Annotated in this window: 11 protein-coding genes; 3 read left to right on the forward strand and 8 right to left on the reverse strand. The window is 74.5% G+C overall.

Going from position 1 to position 19,073, the window contains the following annotated elements:
- Positions 1 to 62: 62 nt before the first annotated feature.
- From ACN27D_RS00135 to fabD, 7 genes are read right to left on the reverse strand one after another with little or no spacing between them, the layout of a single operon-like run.
- Entirely contained in the window at positions 63 to 1,247 is a 1,185-nt protein-coding gene (locus tag ACN27D_RS00135) for an NAD(P)/FAD-dependent oxidoreductase (protein WP_358171512.1), read from the reverse strand.
- A gap of 6 nt (positions 1,248 to 1,253) precedes the next feature.
- Positions 1,254 to 2,492: a beta-ketoacyl synthase N-terminal-like domain-containing protein gene (locus ACN27D_RS00140; protein WP_421498183.1), complete on the reverse strand. Its 1,239-nt coding sequence runs from the start codon at positions 2,490 to 2,492 to the stop codon at positions 1,254 to 1,256.
- A complete protein-coding gene (locus ACN27D_RS00145) occupies positions 2,489 to 2,719 on the reverse strand; it encodes a phosphopantetheine-binding protein (protein WP_013287026.1) in 231 nt (76 codons plus the stop codon). Before ACN27D_RS00145 ends, ACN27D_RS00140 begins: the two co-directional genes overlap by 4 nt.
- Positions 2,716 to 3,681, reverse strand: a complete 966-nt coding sequence (locus ACN27D_RS00150; RefSeq protein WP_120569411.1) for a chlorinating enzyme — start codon at positions 3,679 to 3,681, stop codon at positions 2,716 to 2,718. The genes ACN27D_RS00145 and ACN27D_RS00150 overlap by 4 nt, the downstream gene beginning before the upstream one ends.
- 1 nt (position 3,682) lies before the next feature.
- Positions 3,683 to 5,572 (reverse strand): non-ribosomal peptide synthetase, encoded by a 1,890-nt coding sequence (locus ACN27D_RS00155; RefSeq protein ID WP_421498184.1) that lies wholly within the window; start codon positions 5,570 to 5,572, stop codon positions 3,683 to 3,685.
- Between the two features lie 3 nt (positions 5,573 to 5,575).
- Positions 5,576 to 6,517, reverse strand: coding sequence for a DUF6039 family protein (locus tag ACN27D_RS00160; RefSeq protein WP_120569409.1), 942 nt, complete (start codon positions 6,515 to 6,517; stop codon positions 5,576 to 5,578).
- Between the two features lie 45 nt (positions 6,518 to 6,562).
- Positions 6,563 to 8,812: an ACP S-malonyltransferase gene (fabD, locus tag ACN27D_RS00165; RefSeq protein ID WP_421498185.1), complete on the reverse strand. Its 2,250-nt coding sequence runs from the start codon at positions 8,810 to 8,812 to the stop codon at positions 6,563 to 6,565.
- A 113-nt stretch (positions 8,813 to 8,925) separates the two neighbouring features.
- Between fabD and ACN27D_RS00170 the strand changes: the two genes are divergently transcribed.
- Both ACN27D_RS00170 and ACN27D_RS00175 read left to right on the forward strand, forming a co-directional pair.
- Positions 8,926 to 15,444, forward strand: coding sequence for an amino acid adenylation domain-containing protein (locus ACN27D_RS00170; protein WP_421498186.1), 6,519 nt, complete (start codon positions 8,926 to 8,928; stop codon positions 15,442 to 15,444).
- Positions 15,441 to 16,178: a thioesterase II family protein gene (locus ACN27D_RS00175; protein ID WP_421498187.1), complete on the forward strand. Its 738-nt coding sequence runs from the start codon at positions 15,441 to 15,443 to the stop codon at positions 16,176 to 16,178. The genes ACN27D_RS00170 and ACN27D_RS00175 overlap by 4 nt, the downstream gene beginning before the upstream one ends.
- Before the next feature lie 96 nt (positions 16,179 to 16,274).
- Here the strand turns inward: ACN27D_RS00175 and bioA are convergent, their stop codons facing one another.
- Positions 16,275 to 17,636, reverse strand: coding sequence for an adenosylmethionine--8-amino-7-oxononanoate transaminase (gene bioA, locus ACN27D_RS00180; RefSeq protein ID WP_120569405.1), 1,362 nt, complete (start codon positions 17,634 to 17,636; stop codon positions 16,275 to 16,277).
- A gap of 195 nt (positions 17,637 to 17,831) precedes the next feature.
- Here bioA and ACN27D_RS00185 point away from each other — a divergent pair, with 195 nt between their 5' ends.
- Complete coding sequence (locus tag ACN27D_RS00185) at positions 17,832 to 19,070, forward strand: cytochrome P450 family protein (RefSeq protein ID WP_120569404.1); 1,239 nt, start codon at positions 17,832 to 17,834, stop codon at positions 19,068 to 19,070.
- Positions 19,071 to 19,073: the final 3 nt, after the last annotated feature.

A 19,073-nucleotide genomic window follows, 5' to 3' on the forward strand; every position in this document is an offset into this window, starting at 1 on the left:
ACGTCTGCGGATCTGACGGTCGCCGATCATCGGCACGGGTGTCTGCTCAATAGGGCGCGGTGTCAGGTGGCCGTCGGGGCGGACATCAGCGCCATCAGTTCCGGGGTGTACAGCTCCCGCAGCGAGACGATCCCGGCCACCGCGTCGAAGTAGCGGGTGGTCAGCTCGGGGCTGCTGCCGACGGCGCGCAGCAGCGCGCGGCGCTTGTCCCGCGCCTCGGCCTGGGCCACCAGCAGGGTCGCCTGGTAGTTCTCCATCAGCCGCTGCTCGCGTTCCCGGTCGTAGTCGGCCAGCGCGGCGTCGAGCCGTGTCCGGTCGGCCAGGTGCCCGCCCACCGTCTCGGCGAGCAGTTCGGCCTGCATGAACGCGTCGGAGATGCCGCGCGCGGTCAGCGAGTCCTTGTGGTGGCCGGCGTCGCCGGCGAGCGCCCAGCCGGGGCCGTGCGCGCGGCGGAAGAAGTTCTGCTGGTCACCGGTGCCGTGCACGGCCCCGATCTGCCGGCCGCGCTCCATCTGCTCGTACAGCCGCGGCGCGTTGGTCCGCACGTTGTCCAGGTAGGCCGCCTGCGCGTCGTGCCGGACCTCGTCGAAGCGCTGCTGCGGGTAGTAGGCGGCGATGAGCACGGCGCCGTCGTTCGTCGGCACCGCCGACACCCAGCCGGTGTCGCCCTCGTACATCTCGAAGTGCGTCTTCGGCCCGTCCCAGAACGCGTAGTACGCGCAGGTCAGCGGCGGGTGGGCGGTCGTCGTCGGCGCGTTCACGAGCCCGGCGACCGTGGAGCGCATCCCGTCGGCGCCGACGACCAGCGCGGCCCGCTCGTCGCCGCGGTCGGTGCGCACCCCGACGACCCGGTCGTCCTCCCACAGCAGGCCGGTGACCCGGCAGTCGTCGCGGAACTCGGCGCCCGCGTCGACCGCGGCGCCGGCCAGCAGCGGGTCCAGGATCGAGCGGCGGGGCGCGTACGCCGCGCGGATGCCGTCGATGCCGCTGCAGCAGCCCTCGACGCGGACGTCACCCAGCTCGTAGACGACGTGGTCCAGCGGCGGGCAGCCGGTGGCCCGCAGCGCGTCCAGCAGGCCCCAGCGGGCCAGCCGCGCGACGCCCGGCTGCTGGATGTAGAGCGTGGAGAGCTTGTCGGCCGGGAAGCCGCTGCGGTCCAGCAGCAGCACCCGGTGGCCCTGGCGGGCCAGGAGCATGGCGGTCGGCGCGCCCGCGCAGCGGGCCCCGACGACGACGACGTCGTACATGATCGTTCAACCTCCATCGGCGGTACGGGCGAGGACCACGGCCGTGTTGACGCCCCCGAAGCCGAAGCCGGTGGACAGCGCGTACCGCAGCCGGGCGGGCTCGGGCCCGGGGCCGGCGAACCGGATCCGGGCGTCGATCGGTCGGGCCAGGTTCGGGTTGGGGTGCACGAAGCCGCCGGTGAGCTGCGCGACCGTGGCGACGGCCTCGACCACCCCGGCCGACCCGAGGCAGTGACCGGTCAGCGCCTTGGTGGCGTTCACCCACGGCCGGCCGGCGGCGGCGCCGAGCACGTCGTGCAGCGACGCGAGTTCCGTCTCGTCGCCCAGCCGGGAACCGGTGGCGTGGGCGTTGACGTAGTCCACCTCGTGCGGGGCCAGTCCCGCGGCGGCCAGGGCGGCCCGGATCACGCGGGCCTGCCCGGCCGCGTCGGGGTCGGCGAGCCGGTTGGCGTCCAGGCCGAGCGCGTACCCGGGCACCGTCGCCAGGACCTCCGCACTCCGCCGGGCCGCGGCGGCGGGGCGTTCCAGCACCAGCGCCGCGGCGGCCTCGCCGGGCACGAAACCGCGCCGGTCCTGGTCGAACGGCCGGCAGGCGGCGGCCGGGTCGCCGCCCGGCTCGGCGAGCGCGCCGAGCACGGCGAAGCCCCGGTGGTGCATCGGTGTCAGCTCGGTGACCGCGCCGACCAGGACGCAGCAGTCCACCGCGCCGGCGGCGACCAGCCGGGCGGCGTGCACGATGCCGACGTTGCCGCTGGCCGACGCCCCGCCGACGGTGAACCCCTCGCCGGTCGCGGACAGCACCTCGCTGAGCGTGCCGACGTGGTCGGTGTCCTGGACGTGCAGGGCGAACCGGGCCGGCAGGTACGCCGGCCGTTCCTGCCAGGTCCGGTACAGCTCGTGCGTGTAGCGCGCGGTCAGGTTGTGCCCGGCCACCACGATGCCGACCCGGTCGCCGGGGATCCGGGCGCCGGGCAGGCCGGCCCCGGTCCACGCCTGCAGCGCCGCCGCGACGGCGGCCCGCACCGGCCGCGGCGCCCGGGCCGCGGCCCGGACCGCCCGGCGGCGCAGCGGTTCGGGCGCGCCGGCCACCGCGTCCTCGAAGGACCACCCGGTGATCGGCGCGGCCAGGCCGTCAGCGGTGCCGACGACACCGCTGCGGCCCGCCCGCAGCGCCGTGGTGAACGACGGGACGTCCGCCCCGATCGCGCAGACGATCCCGGTGCCGGTCACCGCGACCGTGCTCACATGTGTGTCCGCAGCAGCTCGACGATCCGGTCGAGGTCGTTGACGTCGCGGAACTCGGAGATCGGCACCACGATGCCGAGCCGCTCCATGGCCAGCGTCACGACCTCGGCCCGGTCGATGCTCGTGCAGCCGAGGTCGCTCAGCGTGCGCCCGGCGGTGACACTCGCCGGGTCGACGTCCGGGACGACCTCGACGAGGCTCGCCTTCACGACCTCGAAGACGGTCATGCCGGCGACACCCGCGCCCCGGAGCGGTCCCGCCGGGTGAACCGGTGACCCCGCGTGGTCTCGGTCGCCATCCGGTTGTGCGGGTTGCCGTTGTGTCCCGCGACGAGCACCGAGCCCCAGCGGTCCAGCGACACGGCGCCGCCGTACTCCTCGATGACGTCGGTGTCCGGGTAGACGTCCACCGACACCGGCACGTACCGGCCGGCGAAGCCGAGCCGCATCTCCTCGGTCCGCCCGGCGTGCGGCAGCGACGCGTGCATCAGCGTGGACCAGAACATGATCGCCTCGCCGGGCCGCATCACCATCGACACCGCCTTGGACTCGTCGGGCTTCCAGTCCGGGTCGATCTGCAGCTCGCGGTAGTCGTAGCCGAAGAAGCCGCGGCGTACGCCGTCCTTGTCGGTGCTGTTGATGGAGGACGGGTCGTAGTGCATGCGCTTGGTCTCGTCGTAGAACATCGTCCGGTGGGTGCCCGGGATGAACTGGAGGCACCCGGTCTCCTCGTTGGCCTCGGTGAAGGCCGTCCAGACGGTGATCGTGCCGCCGAAGTCCTTCGCGTCGCCGGGCCAGAGGATCTGCGGCTTGCCGGAGGCGTTGGCGAACGTGTCGGCCTGGTGCCAGTCGGTGCCCTCGTCGCCGGGGTACTTGGGGAAGAACTCCGACCGCCAGCACTGCACGTCCGGGCCGAGCACGCTGACGACGCGGTCGACGATGCGCGGGTGGCAGATGTGGTCGGCCAGGAACTCGTTGTCCAGGTGCCGGTCGTAGTTGGAGATGTTGGTGTTGCCGGAGAGCGCGGCCTCGTCCTGGTAGACCGCGTGCGAGCGGTCCAGCAGGCGCAGCCGTTCCCGCCGCCACCGCCGCTGCATCTCCTCGACCTCGTACACCGGGAACGGGCCGAAGTACCCGTTGCGGTGGAAGCCGGCCAGCTCCTCGTCGGTGAGCGTGTAGTCGTCCTCCATGTCATCCTCCTACCTGTTGCAGGGAATGGTGGCGTCGGGACGCGTCCACCACCTCGGCGAGGCACCCGACCGTGGGTTCCTCCATCTCGGCGCCGGTCAGCGCGATGCCGAACCGGTCGTTCACCATGGCCACGATCCGGGTGAGGGCCAGCGACGTGGCGCCGAGGTCGAACAGGTCGCCGTCCACCGGCACGTCGCGGCGCAGCACCTCGTCGGCGATCGCCTTCACCCCGGACACGGCGTCGTCGCCGGCCGGTTCGGCCAGGCGGTCCAGGACCGCCACGTCGGCCTTGCCCTGCACGGTGAGCGGGATGTCGGCGACCACGTGGAAGCGGGACGGCCGCAGGTAGCCGGGCAGGTCCGCCACGGTCGCGGCGAGGTCCGCCTCGGTGAGCGTGTGCGGGTCCGCGCCGGGCGGGGGCGTGACGTAGGCGACCAGGCGTACGTCGCCCTCGCCGAAGTCCTGGGCGGTCACCAGCGCGGTGCCGACGCCGGGATGGGCCAGGACCGCCGCCTCCACCTCCCCCGGCTCGATCCGGTAGCCGCGGACCTTCAACTGCCTGTCGACCCGGCCGAGGTAGACCAGGTCGCCGTCGGTCCGCACGGCCCGGTCCCCGGAGCGGTACCAGCGCTCACCGCCGGAGGTGACGAACCGCTCGGCGGTCAACTCCGGCTGGTGCAGGTATCCCCGCGCCAGCCCGGCGCCCGCCACGTACAGCTCCCCCGGTGTGCCGTCGGGCACCACCGCGCCGGTCTCGTCGCGCAGCTCGATCCGGACGCCGGGCAGGGGCCGGCCGATCGGGCTCACCGACGGCCGGTCGAGGTCCGCCGCGACGATCCGGCGGGCGGTGGCGTGCACCGTCACCTCGGTGATGCCGTACATGTTGACCAGCTCCGGCCGGTCGTCGCCGCGCCGGGCGATCCACGGCGCCAGCACCCCGACGTCGAGCCGCTCGCCGCCGAACACCACCAGGCGCAGCTCGTCCGGGCCCTCGTCGGCCAGGTAGGCGGCGGCGAACTGGCGGAACGCCGACGGGGTCTGGTTGAGCACGGTGACCTGTTCGCGCCGCACCAGGTCCAGCATCAGCGCCGGGGTCCGGGCCACGCGCCCCGGTACGACGACGAGCCGGCCGCCGGACAGCAGCGCGCCCCACAGCTCCCAGACGGAGAAGTCGAAGCCGATCGAGTGGAACAGCGTCCACGTGTCTTCGCTGCCGAAGCCGAACCGTCCGGCGCCGTGCTCCAGCAGCGCCACGACGCTGCGGTGGGTCACCTCCACGCCCTTCGGCGCCCCGGTGGAACCGGACGTGTGGATGACGTACGCGGGGTCGTCCGGCCCGGCCTCGGCGGCGGGCTCCACCACGGCGCCGGTGCCGCCGGCCCGCTCCGCCGTGCCGTCGGCGGCCGTGACCTCGACCGCCGTGACCTCGCCCTGCGGGTCCTCGCCGTCGGTGTCGTCGCCGTCGGTGTCCTCGTCCTCGTCGTCGGCGGCGTCGTCGTCCTCGCTGTCGTCGGCCCACAGCACCGGGCCCGACCACTCCGCGAGGGAGTCGGCGGTCCGGGTCACCGCCACCGTCACCGGAACCCGGCTGCCGGCCAGCACCGCCGCGACCCGCGCGGCCGGATGCTCGGCGTCCACCGGCACGTACGCGCCACCCGCCTTGACCACCGCCAGGACGGACACGACCAGGTCGACCGAGCGGTCGACGCACACTCCGACGTGGACGCCGGGGCGCACCCCGTACCCGCGCAGCCGCTCGGCCAGCTCACCGGAGAGCCGGTCCAGCTCGCTGTAGGACAGCCGGTGGTCGCCGCAGGTCACCGCGATCCGGTGCGGCTGTTCCGCCGCCCGCCGGGCGAAGATCGTGTGCAGGCAGTCAGTCACGGGCATCGGTCACCGCTCCGTCTTGGTGGCGTACATGCCCCAGTGCTGGGGCGTGAGCGACAGGTCGGACAGGCTGGACTGGACGAACATCCGTTCCCAGCCCCCGCCGCCCTTCTCCTCCGGGATCCACTGGCGGGTGAACACCTCGCGGGTGGCGGGGTCGCTCATCGCGCGGACGCCCATCAGCGTGTAGTACGAGCTGAGCGACTTCAGGTGGATGAAGTGGTGGATGCGGTCGGACCGGCCGAACGCCTCCTCGTACAGGTAGATGGTGGCGTGGCCGGCCAGCGCCCGGTTCCAGCTCTCGCACAGCGCCCGGGCGAACGCGCGCCCCTCGGCGCGGAACTCGTAGCGCAGCTCGCCGGTGCGGTGCATGAGGATGCCGCAGGTGGCGGAGTTGAGCTGGTCCTCGACCGGCACGTCGGTCTGGAGCTGCGCGGTGGGCACGGTGAACGTGGCCGCGCCGTCGGTGGTCCGCACCGAGTCCGGCGTCTCGTCCGACGTGCCGTACATGCCGAAGGCCGACGGGATGAGCACCGTCTCGTGCAGGTCGCCGTCGAGGAACATCCGGTCCCACGTGCCGCCGCCGCGCGCGGGGTCGATGCGCTGGCGCATGATGATGTCCCGCCACCCGGCGTCGCGGCTGCCCATCTCGATCAGCGTCTCGTACGCGTGCAGCGACTTCAGGTGCATCAGCCAGTGGAGGCGGTCCTTCGTGCCGAAGGTCTCCTCGTAGACGAACACCGTGATGATGCCGGCGTAGTTGGTGTTGAGGTACTCCGACAGCTCCCGGGCGAACTGCCGGGCCTCGGAGCGGAACTCGGCACGCAACTGACCGACCCGTTCGACGATCACGCCGGCGTTGCCCGAGTGCAGGATCGCGGCCCGGTCGATCGAGGTCTGGGCCTGGGCGGTCGGCAACACGAACGGCGGACTCGATGTGGTGGTCATCGGAGACTCCTTCGCTTCGGCTGGTTCGGTGGGCGCCCGGACACGCTAGTCAGCATCGGAGCAGCCGCTCTGCTCACTACTGGCCACCGGCGGACAGTGCCGGCGCAGGACGTCGGCCGCGCCGCGCATCAGCAGTTCGGCGATGACGTCGACGTGCCGCAGCCGCCAGTCGGCCAGTTCGGTGCCGCGCACGTACCTGTTGAAGGCGCCCATCGCCGGTCCGGTGTGGACCTGGAAGTTCGCCCGTTCCGTGGTGTCGCCGCGCAGCGCCACGTCCGTGGCGTGGGCGAAGTACCACTTGAACGCCAGTGCCATCCGCCGGCGCGGGTCGGCGCGCTCCACCTCCGCGGCCCGGCCGGTGTCCCGGTAGTGCCGCTCGGTCTCCCGCCACACCTGCGCGAACGGCCGGCGGAAGGTGGTCCGTTCCACGGCGTCGCGGATCGCGGCGGGCACCTCGTCCCAGGTGTCGTAGCGGTGGTAGAGCTGGAGCAGCTGGGTGGCCCGCGCCGCGAACATCGTGCCGCGGCGCAGCACCTGCACGCGGGAGCCGAACTCGAACGTGTCACCGGCCGGCGCGTACGCCGTGTCCTGGATCCCGGCGCGCGCCAGCAGATCCTTGACCTCCGGTGACGTCCCGGCCTCCGGGGTGGCCTGGTTGATCGACCCGGTGACCACGAAGTCGGCGCCGAGCACGAACGCCGCGGCGACCGCCTCCGGGGTGCCCAGCCCGCCCGCGGCGCCCACCCGGATCCGCTCCGGGTAGCGGTGCCGGAGCATCTCCGCGTCACGCAGCAGGACGAGGTCCGGCACGAGCGTCAGCGCAGACCGCGCGTCGGTGTGCCCGGCCGAGTCGGCCTCGGCGCACAGGTCGCCGCTGACCGGCAGCCGCGCCGCCGCCGCGGCCTCCCCGGCGGACAGCGCGCCCTCGGCCACGAGAGCGGCGAGCACGGACGCCGGCGGCGGTGCCAGGAACGCGGCCGCGACCTCGGGCCGGGACACCTTCGCCACGACGTGCCGGACGGCGACCGGGGTGCCGTCGGCGCTCAGGTGCGCGCCGGCGAACCGGAACCGCACCAGCGCCGCGGTGACGCCGGTGTACCCGGCCGCCTCGACGTAGCGGACGTCGTGCCGGACGTACAGCTCCGCCAGCGCCGACTCCAGCGCCGGGTTGTCCGGCATCGCCAGCAGGTTCATGCCGAAGCGGCCCGGACCGGGATCCGCGGTGAGCGAGCGCAGGACCGCCTCGACCTCGTCGCGGTCGAAGCCACCCGCGCCGAAGAAGCCGAGCAGGCCCGCCTTGCCCAGGCGGGCGACCATCGCCACCGAGCTGATCCCGCGGTACATCGAGCCGGCGAGGTAGGCCCACGTGACGCCGTAGTCGGCGCGGAACCGCTGACAGCCGAGCGCCGCCGGTCCCCGGTCGCCGCCGTCCGGCACGGCCGGCGCCGCCGCGAGCACCGGGCGGAACAGGTCCGTCAGCACCCGGCCCGGACCCAGCTCACGCACCGTGCGCACGCCGCGGCCGACCAGGTACGCCATCGTCTCGCGCCACCGCACCGGGCGGCGCAGCTGCACGGCGAGCAGGTCGGGCAGCAGCAGCGGGTCGTGCGGCCGGGCGGTCACGTTGGAGATCACCGGCACCCGCGGCGGCGCGAACCGGACCTCCGACAGCACGTCGGCGAACTCGGCCGCGGCGGCGCGCATGTACCGCGAGTGGAACGCGGCGGCCACCGGAAGCGTGACGCAGCGGCCCAGACCGGCGGCGGTGACCGCCCGCGCCGCGGCCGACAGCGACTCGCGCGGGCCGGAGAGCGTCACCTGGCCGTCGGCGTTGTCGTTGGCCACGTCCACGTCGTCGACACCGGCGTCGGCGAGCACCCCGGGCAGCCGGTCCAGCCGTTCGCCGAGCACGGCGAGCATGCCGCCGCCGGCCGCCCGCGCCATGATCTCGCCGCGGCGGCACACCAGGCGCAGCGCGTCCTCGAAGTCCAGGCAGCCGGCCGCGAACAGCGCCGCGTACTCGCCGAGGCTGTGCCCGGCGAGGTAGTCCGGCGGCGGCTCCTCGTCGCGTGCCGCCAGGTAGGCGAGCGCGCCGACCACGAACAGCGCCGGCTGCGCGTACCGGGTGTCGCCGAGCAGGGCGTCGTCGCGGCACAGCCGGGCCACCGGTACGCCGATGATCCGGTCGGCGGCGGCGCACTCGGCCGGGAAGCGGTCGAACAGGTCACCGCCCATGCCCCGGCGCTGCGCGCCCTGCCCCGGGAACACCCAGGCGGACTTCGGTCTGGTGGACACGACTTGGACTGTCCGGCCCGCCGGACGCACTGGCTGCCCAGAGTTGAGCAGCACGCCCGGTCCGGCGCCGCTTAGGTTGCGGCGACAGGGCCGGCCTTCGGAGCGGGGAGCGCATGAACGAGCAGACCGCCATCCCGGACCGCGTGGAGATCGTCCTGGGCGTCCTGTCGGGCGTGCTGCCGGCCGGAGTCACGGCGGACGCCGACACGGACCTGGGCGACCTGGGACTCGGTTCCCTCGCCGCCGCGCGGGTGCTGCTGGAGGTCGGCGCCGCGTTCGGCACCGAGCTGCCGACCGACGCGCTGCGCCGCTGCGCCACCGCCCGGGAACTGGCCGAGCTGGCCGCCCGGGCCGCGCCCGCCGGTGCGGGGCTGCGTCCCGATGTACGCCCCGAGCCCGGGCGGCGGCACGAGCCGTTCCCGCTCACCCCGCTTCAGGAGGGCTACCTGCTGGCCAAGGCGACCGGCGGGCCCGGCTGCCACCTCTACCGCGAGTACGACGTCGCCGACCTGGACGTGGACCGCCTGCGCGCGGCGTGGGGGCGGCTGGTCGGGCACCACGAGGCGCTGCGGCTCGTGCTGGCCCCCGACGGGCGTCAGCGGGTGGCCGAGCGGCCGCCGGACTGGACCATGCCGGTCGGCGCCGACGCCGAGGAGGTACGCCGGCGCCTCTCCCACCACTCCTACGGCCCGGCCGACGAGCCGCTGTGGACGGTCGAGGTGACCCGTGCCCCGGACGGCGGCGGTGTGCTGCACCTCAGCGTCGACGCGGCGATCGTCGACGGCGCCGGGCTGGAGCTGCTCGTCGAGCAGCTCCGGGCGCTCTACGACGACCCCGGCCACGAGCTGCCCGCCCCCGGCGCCTCGCTGCGGGACCTCGGCGTGGCGCTCGCCGCCCACCGCGACGGCGACGGGTACCGCGCCGGCCTGGAGTACTGGGCCGACGCGCTGCGCGACCTGCCACCCGGACCCGCCCTGCCCACCTCCGGCGTGGAGCCCGGCCCGGTGCGGGTGCCGTACACGGCGGCGCTGACCCGGCGCGAGTGGGCCGCGGTGACCGCGTACGCGGTCGATCTCGGCGTCTCCCCGACCGCTGTGGTGCTCACCGCCTTCACCGAGGCGTTGCGGCGGGCCGGCGCCGACGCGGCGTTCTCGCTCGTGCTCACCACCAACAGCCGGCTGTGGCTGCCCGCCGACGCGGCCGGTGTGCCCGGGCCGTTCACCTCGACCACCGTGTTCGTCGCCGAGCCGACGACCGGGCGGCCGTTCGCCGAGGCCGCCCGGGCGGTCCACGACCGGCTGCGCCGCGACCTCGAACACGCCGACGTGCCCGGCGTGGCCGCGCTCCGTGAGCTGCGGTCGCGCCGGCTGCCGGTCCCGGCGCGGCTGCCGGTGGTGTTCACCAGCCTGCTCGACGTGGGCGGCACCGGCGCCGACGGCCGGTACGCGGTCAGCCAGACCACCGGCGTCACGCTCGACGCGCAGATCGGCGAGCGCGACGGGGAGCTGCGCGTGCGGTGGGACGTCGCGGAGGACGCCTTCGCCCCGGGCGTGGTCGCCGCGACCTTCGCCTGGTTCGTCAACACGCTGCGCTGGCTGCGGCCCGTCCCCGACGACGCCGGCCGTCCCCTCAACGACCTCCAGCAGGCGTACTTCGTGGCCCGGACCACGGGCGGCACCGGGCCGTGGAGCGGCTGCCAGGTGGTGCACGCCTTCGCCGTCGACCGGCTCGACCTGTCCCGGCTGGAGTCGGCGTGGCTGGGCCTGCTCGCCGCGCACGAGCCGCTGCGGACCGTCGTCACCCCGGACGGCCGGCTGGTCACCCGCGACGACGTGCCGGACCGGTGGCACATCCCGGTGACCGGGCCCGGCGGGCCGTCGTCCGACGCGGTGCAGCGGGACATGGTGGGGCGGGCCTTCCCGCTCGGCCGGCTCCCCCAGGGTGAGCTGCGCGTCCAGGTGGACGAGGCCGGCGCGGCGACCGTGCACGTGGCGCTGGACCTGCTGGTGGCCGACGGCCGCAGCATCCACCTGCTGCTGCGCGAGCTGATGCGCCGCTACGCCGACCCGGGCACGCCGGTGGCCGGGCCGCCCCGCGCGCCGCAGGCGCCGCCGGACCCGCACGCCCGCCGGTACTGGCAGGACCGCCTGGCCGACCTTCCGCCCGGCCCGCCGATCGAGGCGCACGCCGGGCCGCGGCGGCGGCGTACCGCCCGGGTGGCGGGCTGGACGCGGATCCGGCGGCTGGCCCGGGAACGCGGCCTCGCGCTCGACGCGCTGCTCATGGCCGCGCTCACCACCGCGCTCGGCACCTGCCACCACGACCGCTTCGCGGTGCCGCTGGTGCGGTGGACGCCGCGGTCCGAGCCGTTCCGGCCCGCCGAGCTGACCGCGCTGAGCTGGCTGGCCGCGGGCGAGCCGGGCGAGGGCCTGCTCGACCTCGCCGAGCGCTACGACCGGCAGATCACCGCCGACGCGGCGGCGGACGGCGCGTCGGGCCTGGCCGAGCTGCGGCGGCTGGTGCTGCGGCGGATGCGCGACGGCGGCGCCGGCTACCCGGTCGTGTGCACCGGGCTGCTCGAACTCGGCGACGTGCCGCTGCCGGACGGGGTGACAGCCGGCCCGTGGCTGACGTGCACACCCGACGTGGCGCTGGACTGCATCGCGATCGACGAGGGCGACGACACGCTGCGGTTGTTCTGGGACGCCACCGAGGACGCGATCGGCGACGACGACCTGGACCGGATCTTCGACGCGTACCGGTCGGCGCTGGCCGAGCTGGCGGACCTCGGCGACGTCCTGTACGGGTGGAACGACACCGCCGTCGAGTTCCCGCACGCCGGGCCGGTGCACCTGCTGTTCGAGGCCCAGGCCCGGGCCCGGCCCGAGGCGGTCGCCGTACGCGGGCGCGGCGGGACCACGTCCTTCGGTGAGCTGAACGCGGTGGCGAACCGGATCGCGGTCCGGCTGCGCGCCGCGGGCGTCGGCGCCGGATCCGTGGTCGGGATCAGCGTCGCCCGGGGGCCGCTCATGGTCGCCGCCGTGTACGGCGTGCTCAAGGCCGGTGGCGCCTACCTGCCGGTGGAGCCGTCACTGCCGCCGGCGCGGGCCGCGCTGATGCTCGCCGACGCGGGCGCGATCGCGCTCGTCACGACCGGTGACCTGGACCTGCCCGCGCCGGGCCGGCCGGACGGGATCGCCGTGGTCCACGCCGACCGGGTCGGTGCGGCCGCCGTACCGGACCCGGAGCCGTGCACCGGCGAGGACGACCTCGCGTACGTCATCTTCACCTCCGGCAGCACCGGCCGGCCCAAGGGGGTCGCGGTCACCCACCGGGCCGTGCACAACCTCCTGCACTGGGCGCGCCGGACGTTCCGCTTCGGACCGGAGGACACCGGGCTGTGCGTGACGTCGCTCGGCTTCGACCTGTCCGTGTTCGACATCCTCGGGCTGCTCGGCTACGGCGCTTCGATCTACGTGGCCGACTCCGAGCAGCAGAAGGACCCGGCGCTGCTGCTGGACGTCCTGCTGCGGGAGCCGGTCACGTTCTGGAACTCCGCGCCGACCACCCTGGCGCACGTCGTACCGCTGACCGCCGCGCACCGCGGCGGGCCCGGCACCACCGACCTGCGGCTGGTGTTCCTCAGCGGGGACCACACGCCGCTGTCCCTGCCCGACGAGCTGCGGGCCTGTTTCACCGCCGCCGAGATCGTCAACCTCGGCGGGGCGACCGAGGCCACCGTGTGGTCGAACTTCTACCGGGTCGGGACGGCCGACCCCGGGTGGCGCAGCATCCCGTACGGCCGGCCGATCGACAACGCCCGCTACTACGTCCTGGACGACGACCGGCGCCCGTGCCGGCCCGGCGTCGAGGGAGACCTCTACATCGCCGGGGAGGTGCTCGCCGTCGGTTACCACAACCGCCCGGACCTCACCGAGGACCGGTTCGTGCCGTGCCCGTTCGGGCCGCCCGGCGACCGGATGTACCGCACCGGCGACCGGGCGGCGTTCCTGCCGGACGGCAACCTGACCTTCCTGGGCCGCGCCGACCACCAGGTGAAGATCCGCGGGTTCCGGGTGGAACTCGGCGAGATCGAGCACCGGCTGCGCGGCCATCCGGGCGTCAAGGACGCGGTGGTGGTCGCCCGAGAGGAGGGCGGCGAGCGCAAGCTGGTGGCGTACCTGCTGTCCTCCGGCGGCACCGCCCCGGCCGTACGCGACCTGCGGGCCTTCGCCGCCGAGACGCTGCCCGACTACATGGTGCCGAGCCACCTGGCCGTGCTGGAGCAGTTCCCCGCCACCGACAACGGCAAGCTGGACCGCGCCGCCCTGCCGTGGCCGCTGCCGCCGGTCACGCCGCCCGCGCCGGACGCCGCACACACACCGGTCGCGCCGCCGGAACCGGCGGACGCCCCGCACGCGCCGGGCGTCCGTCAGGTGCTCACGGAACTGTTCGCCGACCTGCTCGGCGAGACCGTCGACCCGGCGGCCGACCTGTGGGACCAGGGCGCCACGTCGTTCACCATGGTCCAGGTCTCGGCCCGGCTGCACGAGCGTCTCGGCACCCGGGTGCCGGTGGCGGCGCTGCTGGAGAACCCGACGATCGACGGCATCGCCGCGCACCTGTCGCCCGGCCCGCCCGCACCCGTACCCGCGGACCCGCCCCCGGCCGCCGCGCCGCCGCCGCGGACGGTCGACGTGCTCTCCCCCACCGAGCGGTCCGCCTTCGCCGCGGCCCGGCTGGACCTGCGCGACGACGGCGAGGCGGTGCCGCTGTCCGGGGAGCGCCCCGCGCGGCGGCGGTACCGGCGGCGGGCCTCGCGCCGCGACTTCCTCGACCGGCCCGTGCCGCTGTCCACGGTGGCGGGTCTGCTGGGCCTGCTGCGCCCGCTGCCCGACGGCGACCGGGCGCGACGGCTGTACCCGTCGGCCGGCGACACCTACGGCGTGCAGGTCTACGTCCACGTGCCCGGCGACCGGGTCACCGGGCTGCCGGCCGGCGTCTACTACCACCACCCCGACGAGCACACGCTGCGCCGCATCGACGACGGCGCGGCCCTGGACCGCACCGCGCACTTCGTCTACAACCGGCCGGTGTACGACCGGGCGGCGTTCCAGATCCTCCTCGTCGGGCAGACGCGGGCGATCCGCCCGCTCTACGGCGACGACGCCGAGCGGTACCTCGCCCTGGAGGCCGGTTACCTCGGCCAGGTGCTGATGGGCGCCCAGGCCGACCACGGCCTCGGGCTGTGCCCGGTCGGCGCGGTCGCCGAGGCGCCGGTGCGCGCCGCGTTGCGGCTGGGCGACGGCCACGTGTTCCAGCAGGCGTTCCTGTGCGGTCCGGTGACGCGCGACGACGAGGCCGAGACGCCCGCCGCCGGTCCACCGCCCGCCGCGGGGCCGCACGAGATCGCCGTCGTCGGGGTGGCCGGCCGCTACCCCGGCGCGGACGACGTCGGGACGCTCTGGCGCAACCTCGACGCCGGCCACTGCGCGATCACGCCACCCCCGCCCGGGCGGGGCGCCGGACCCGCCGGCGGCTACCTGTCCGGCCTGGAGACGTTCGACAGCATGGTCTTCGGGATCGCACCGGCCGAGGCGGCCGTCCTCGACCCGCAGGTACGCGTCCTGCTCGAAGTGGTGTGGGCGTGCCTGGAGGACGCCGGCCACACCCCGGCGTCCCTCGGCCGGGTCGGTGTCTTCGTCGGGGTGATGTGGCACGACCACCGCCTCGCCGGCACCGACCGGTGGCGCGACGGCGACCCGGCCCGGATCGCCGGCACCGGCTCGGAGATCGCCAACCGGATCTCCCACACCTTCGACTTCCGCGGCCCGAGCGTCGCCGTGGACACCTCCTGTTCCTCCGCGCTGACCGCGCTGCGCCAGGCGGCCGAGAGCCTCGACCGGGGCGACTGCGACGCCGCCGTGGTCGGCGCGGTGAACCTGCTGGCGCATCCGTACCACGTGGCGGTGCTGCGCGGGCTGGGCCTGGTCGCCGAGACGCCGCACCGGGCGCTGGACGCCGCCGCCGGCGGCTGGTCGCCCGGCGAGGGCGCCGGCGCGCTGCTGCTGCGCCGGCTCGGCGACGCGCGCCGGGACCGCGACCGCGTCGACGCCGTGGTGGAGAGCACCTGGGTGGGGCACAGCGGCGCGACGAGCCGGTTCGGCACGCCCGACGCGGCCACCCTGGCCGGCTCGCTCACCGAGGCGGTGGGCCGGGCCGGGCTCACCCCCGCCGACATCGGGTACGTCGAGTGCGCGGCCTCCGGGGCCGCCCTGTCCGACGCCGCCGAGATCGAGGCCGTGGGGCGGTTCCTGGCCGCGGCCGCGCCCGGTCCCGAGGGGGTACGCGTGCCGATCGGCACCCTCAAGCCGAACCTGGGCCACGCGGAGGCCGCGTCCGGGCTCGCGCAGCTGACCAAGGTGCTCCTCCAGCTGCGGCACCGCCGGCTCGTACCGACCCTGGTGGCGGAGACGCCCCACCCGCTCGTCGACCTCGGCGCGCTGCCGGTGCGGTTCGTCCGCCGGTCCGAGCCGTGGACCGGCGTCCCGCTGCGCGCGCTCGTCACGGCGGTCGGCGCGACCGGCACCGTGGGGCACGTGGTGCTGCGGTCCGACGAGGAGGAACGATGAGCAACCAGTGGATCAAGGGCCCGGCCGACCCGGACGCCCCGATGCTGCTGTACTGCGTCCCGCACGCCGGGGGCGGCGGCTCGTTCTTCCGGCCGTGGCGCGCCGCGCTGGAGCCGTACCTGGGCGTCTGCCCGGTCGTGCTGCCCGGCCGGGAGTCCCGGCTGTCGGAGCCGCCGTACACCAGCATCGAGCACGTCGTGCCGCCGCTGGCCGCCGCGATCGCCGCGCACGCGGACCGCCCGTACGCGTTGTTCGGCCACAGCATGGGCGCGGTGGTCGCGTACGAGACCGCCCGGCGGCTGTCCGCCGGGCCGAACGGTCCGGCGCGGCTGTTCGTCTCCGGCCGGCGCGCGCCGCACCTGCCCGCCCGCCGGCCGGACCGGCACACGCTCGGCGCGGACGAGTTCCTGCCGGCCGTCGCGGCGCTGGGCGGCACGCCGGACGAGGTGCTGCGGCGGCACGACCTGATGGCGTTGTTCCTGCCGGGGCTGCGCGCCGACTTCGCGGTCAACGAGACGTACCGGCAGTTGCCCGGCCCACCGCTGCGCTGTCCCGTGTCGGCGTTCACCGGCGACGCCGATCCGGAGGTCGACGTGACGGAGATGCGCTCCTGGGCCGAGGTCACGTCGGCCGGCTTCAGCCTGCGGGTGTTCAGCGGCGGTCACTTCTATCTGGCCGGCCCGCCCGCCGAGCTGGCCGAGGCGCTCCTGGCCGATCTCGCCGTGCGGTCCTGAGCCGGTCCTGAGCCGGTCCTGAGCCGGTCCTGAGCCGGTCCTGAAGACGACGGAACGGGACGGGCCCGCGCCCGTCCCGTTCCCGTTCTCCCGCGCTCAGGCGGACAGCGAGGCCACGACCTCCTGCGTCGCCTGGAGCAGGATCCGCGACATCGTGCGCAGCTCCTCCTCGGTCATCACCAGCGGCGGCACGATGACGATGGTGTCGCTCGGCGCCGAGTGGATGATCATGCCGAGCTCGCGGCACCGCTCGGTGATACGGGTCGCAACGCCCAGCTCCATCGGGAACGGCTCGCGCGTCTCCACGTCGGCCACCAGCTCGACGGCGGCCAGCAGGCCGCACTGCCGGACGTCGCCGACGTGCGGGACGCTGCGGAACTTGTCCAGCTCCTCGGCCAGGACCACGGCCTGCGCCTGGCCGTGCCGGATCAGGTCGTCCTTCTCGAACAGGTCCAGGCTCGCCAGCGCCACGGCGACGGCGAGCGGGTTGCCGGAGAACGTGTGCCCGGACAGCAGCATCTTGCCGTCACCGCGGAACGCGTCGAACACCTCCGCCGACGCCATGGTCGCCGTCAACGGCATGTACCCGCCGGTCAGGCCCTTGCCGACGCAGAGGATGTCGGGCGACACGCCGTCGGCCTGGCAGGCGAACATCGGGCCGGTACGGCCGAAGCCCACACCCAGCTCGTCGGCGATGAGCAGGACGCCGTAGCGGCGGGCGATCTCGGCGACCCGGGCCAGGTGACCGTCGCGCGCCACGATCATGCCGCTGACGTTCTGCACGCGCGGCTCCACGAGCACGGCGGCGACCTCGTCGCCCTCGCGCTCCAGCACCTCCTCCAGCGTGTCCGCACAGGCCAGGTTGCAGTTGTTGTTGCACAACCCGCAGCGGTACGCGTACGGCTGGGCGAACGAGCTGGTCTCGCGCAGCAGCGGCTGGTAGAAGTTCTTCAGGATCGTCATCTGGCCCACCGACAGCGCGCCGATGGTGTCGCCGTGGAAGGCCCCGCCCATGGACACGAACTTGTTGCGCTGCGGCGATCCCTTGAAGACCCAGTAGGAGTACGCCATCTTCATCGCCGTCTCCACGGCGCTGGAGCCGGACTCCAGGAACAGCACCTTGTCGATGCCCTCCGGGGCGAGCCGGACCAGCCGGTCGGCGAGTTCCGCCGCGCCCGGGTGGGTCATGCCGTAGAGCGTGGTGTGCGCGATCTTCGCCGCCTGCGCGGCCAGCGCCTCGTTCAGTTCCCGACGTTGGTGGCCGTGGATGTTCACGCCCAGCGAGGAGCCCGCGTCGAGATAGCGGTTGCCGTCGCTGTCCACCAGGTAGACACCCTCGCCGTGGGTGATCACCAGGGGCTTGGCGTTGAGGTAGGCGTCGGTGGGGGTGTACGGGTGCCACACGCGCTGCTGGTCCAGCGTGCGCAGGCGTTCGGTCTCCGTGGTTTCGAGGTCCATGCGTCGGCGCTCCGTCATCGAAGGGAACCAGGACAACAGCACGCAGTCCACCGGAAGAGGGCCGGTGACGTCTGCGCAGTAGTGCGCAGGGTGGCCGGTGCTCAACTCTGAGCAGAGGTGTCGCCATGGCCCGGAAATGCTCATCCGGAGCCGGCGCCGACCGGTGCGGCCGAACGCTGGAGAGGGGACGCCGACGTGACGACCTCCGAACAACCGGACCTGATGTCGCCCGCCGCACGGGAGACGGCCTACGACACCTACGCCGCCCTCCGCGACGCCAACCCGGTCTCCCGGGTCCGGATGCCCACCGGCCAGGACGTCTGGCTGGTCACCGGCTACGACGAGTGCACCAGCTTCCTCACCGACTACCACCGGTTCAAGACCAGCCCGACCGTGATGCCCGAGGGCATGGAGGCGCCGGCGCTGCCCGAGGCGGTGGTGCGGCTGCTCGGCGGCAGCATGGGCAGCGTCGACCCGCCCGAGCACACCCGGCAGCGCCGGCTGGTGCAGCAGGCGTTCACGCCGCAGTACGTCGAGCGGCTGCGCCCCGGCGTCCAGCAGATCACCGACCAGCTGGTCGACGGGCTGCTCGAACGTGAGGGGCGGACCTTCGACCTGGTCGAGGACTTCGCGGTGCCGCTGCCGCTCACCGTCATGTCCGACATGCTGGGCATCCCCCGCGCCGACCGGGACCGGTTCCGGCTCTGGTCCGAACTGCTGCTGTCGCTGGACCCGACGTCCGCGCAGTCCGCGCCGCAGGGCATGAACCCGGCCCAGGTGATGGCCGAGATCGAGGAGTTCGTGCGCTACCTGGACGCGCTGATCCAGCGCAAGCGCGCCGAGCCCGGCGACGACCTGATCTCCGGGATGGCCCTGGCCGAGGCCGACGGCGAGCGGATGAGCGACGACGAGTTGCTGAAGATGGTGGCGCTGCTCGTGGTCGGCGGCCTCGGCACCACGCAGCACCTGATCGGCAACATGGTCCTGGCGCTGTTCCGCAACCCCGACCAGCTGCGGCTGCTGCGCGACAAGCCCGAGCTGGCGCCGGGCGCCGTCGAGGAGATGCTGCGCTACCACGGCCCGATCGAGATCAGCTTCCCGCGGTTCGCAGCCGAGGACACCGAGATCGGCGGCGTGCCGATCAGCCGCGGCGAGATGGTGATCGGCGTCCTCGCGGCCGCCGACCGCGATCCGGGCCGCTACTCGGAGCCGGACCGGCTCGACATCGAACGGACCGCCAACCGGCACCTCGCCTTCGGCCGGGGCGCCCACATGTGCCTGGGCGCGCCGCTGGCCCGCGTCGAGGGGCAGGTCGCCATCACCACGCTGCTCGCCCGGATGCCCGACCTGCGCCCGGCGGAGAGCCTCGACGAGACGCCCTGGCGGCCCGGGCTCACGCTGCGCGGGCTGACCGCGCTCACGGTCGAGTTCTGACCG

Origin of the sequence: Micromonospora sp. WMMD1274 (genome assembly GCF_049179035.1) — a bacterium.
Taxonomy (GTDB): Bacteria; Actinomycetota; Actinomycetes; order Mycobacteriales; family Micromonosporaceae; genus Micromonospora; species Micromonospora tulbaghiae.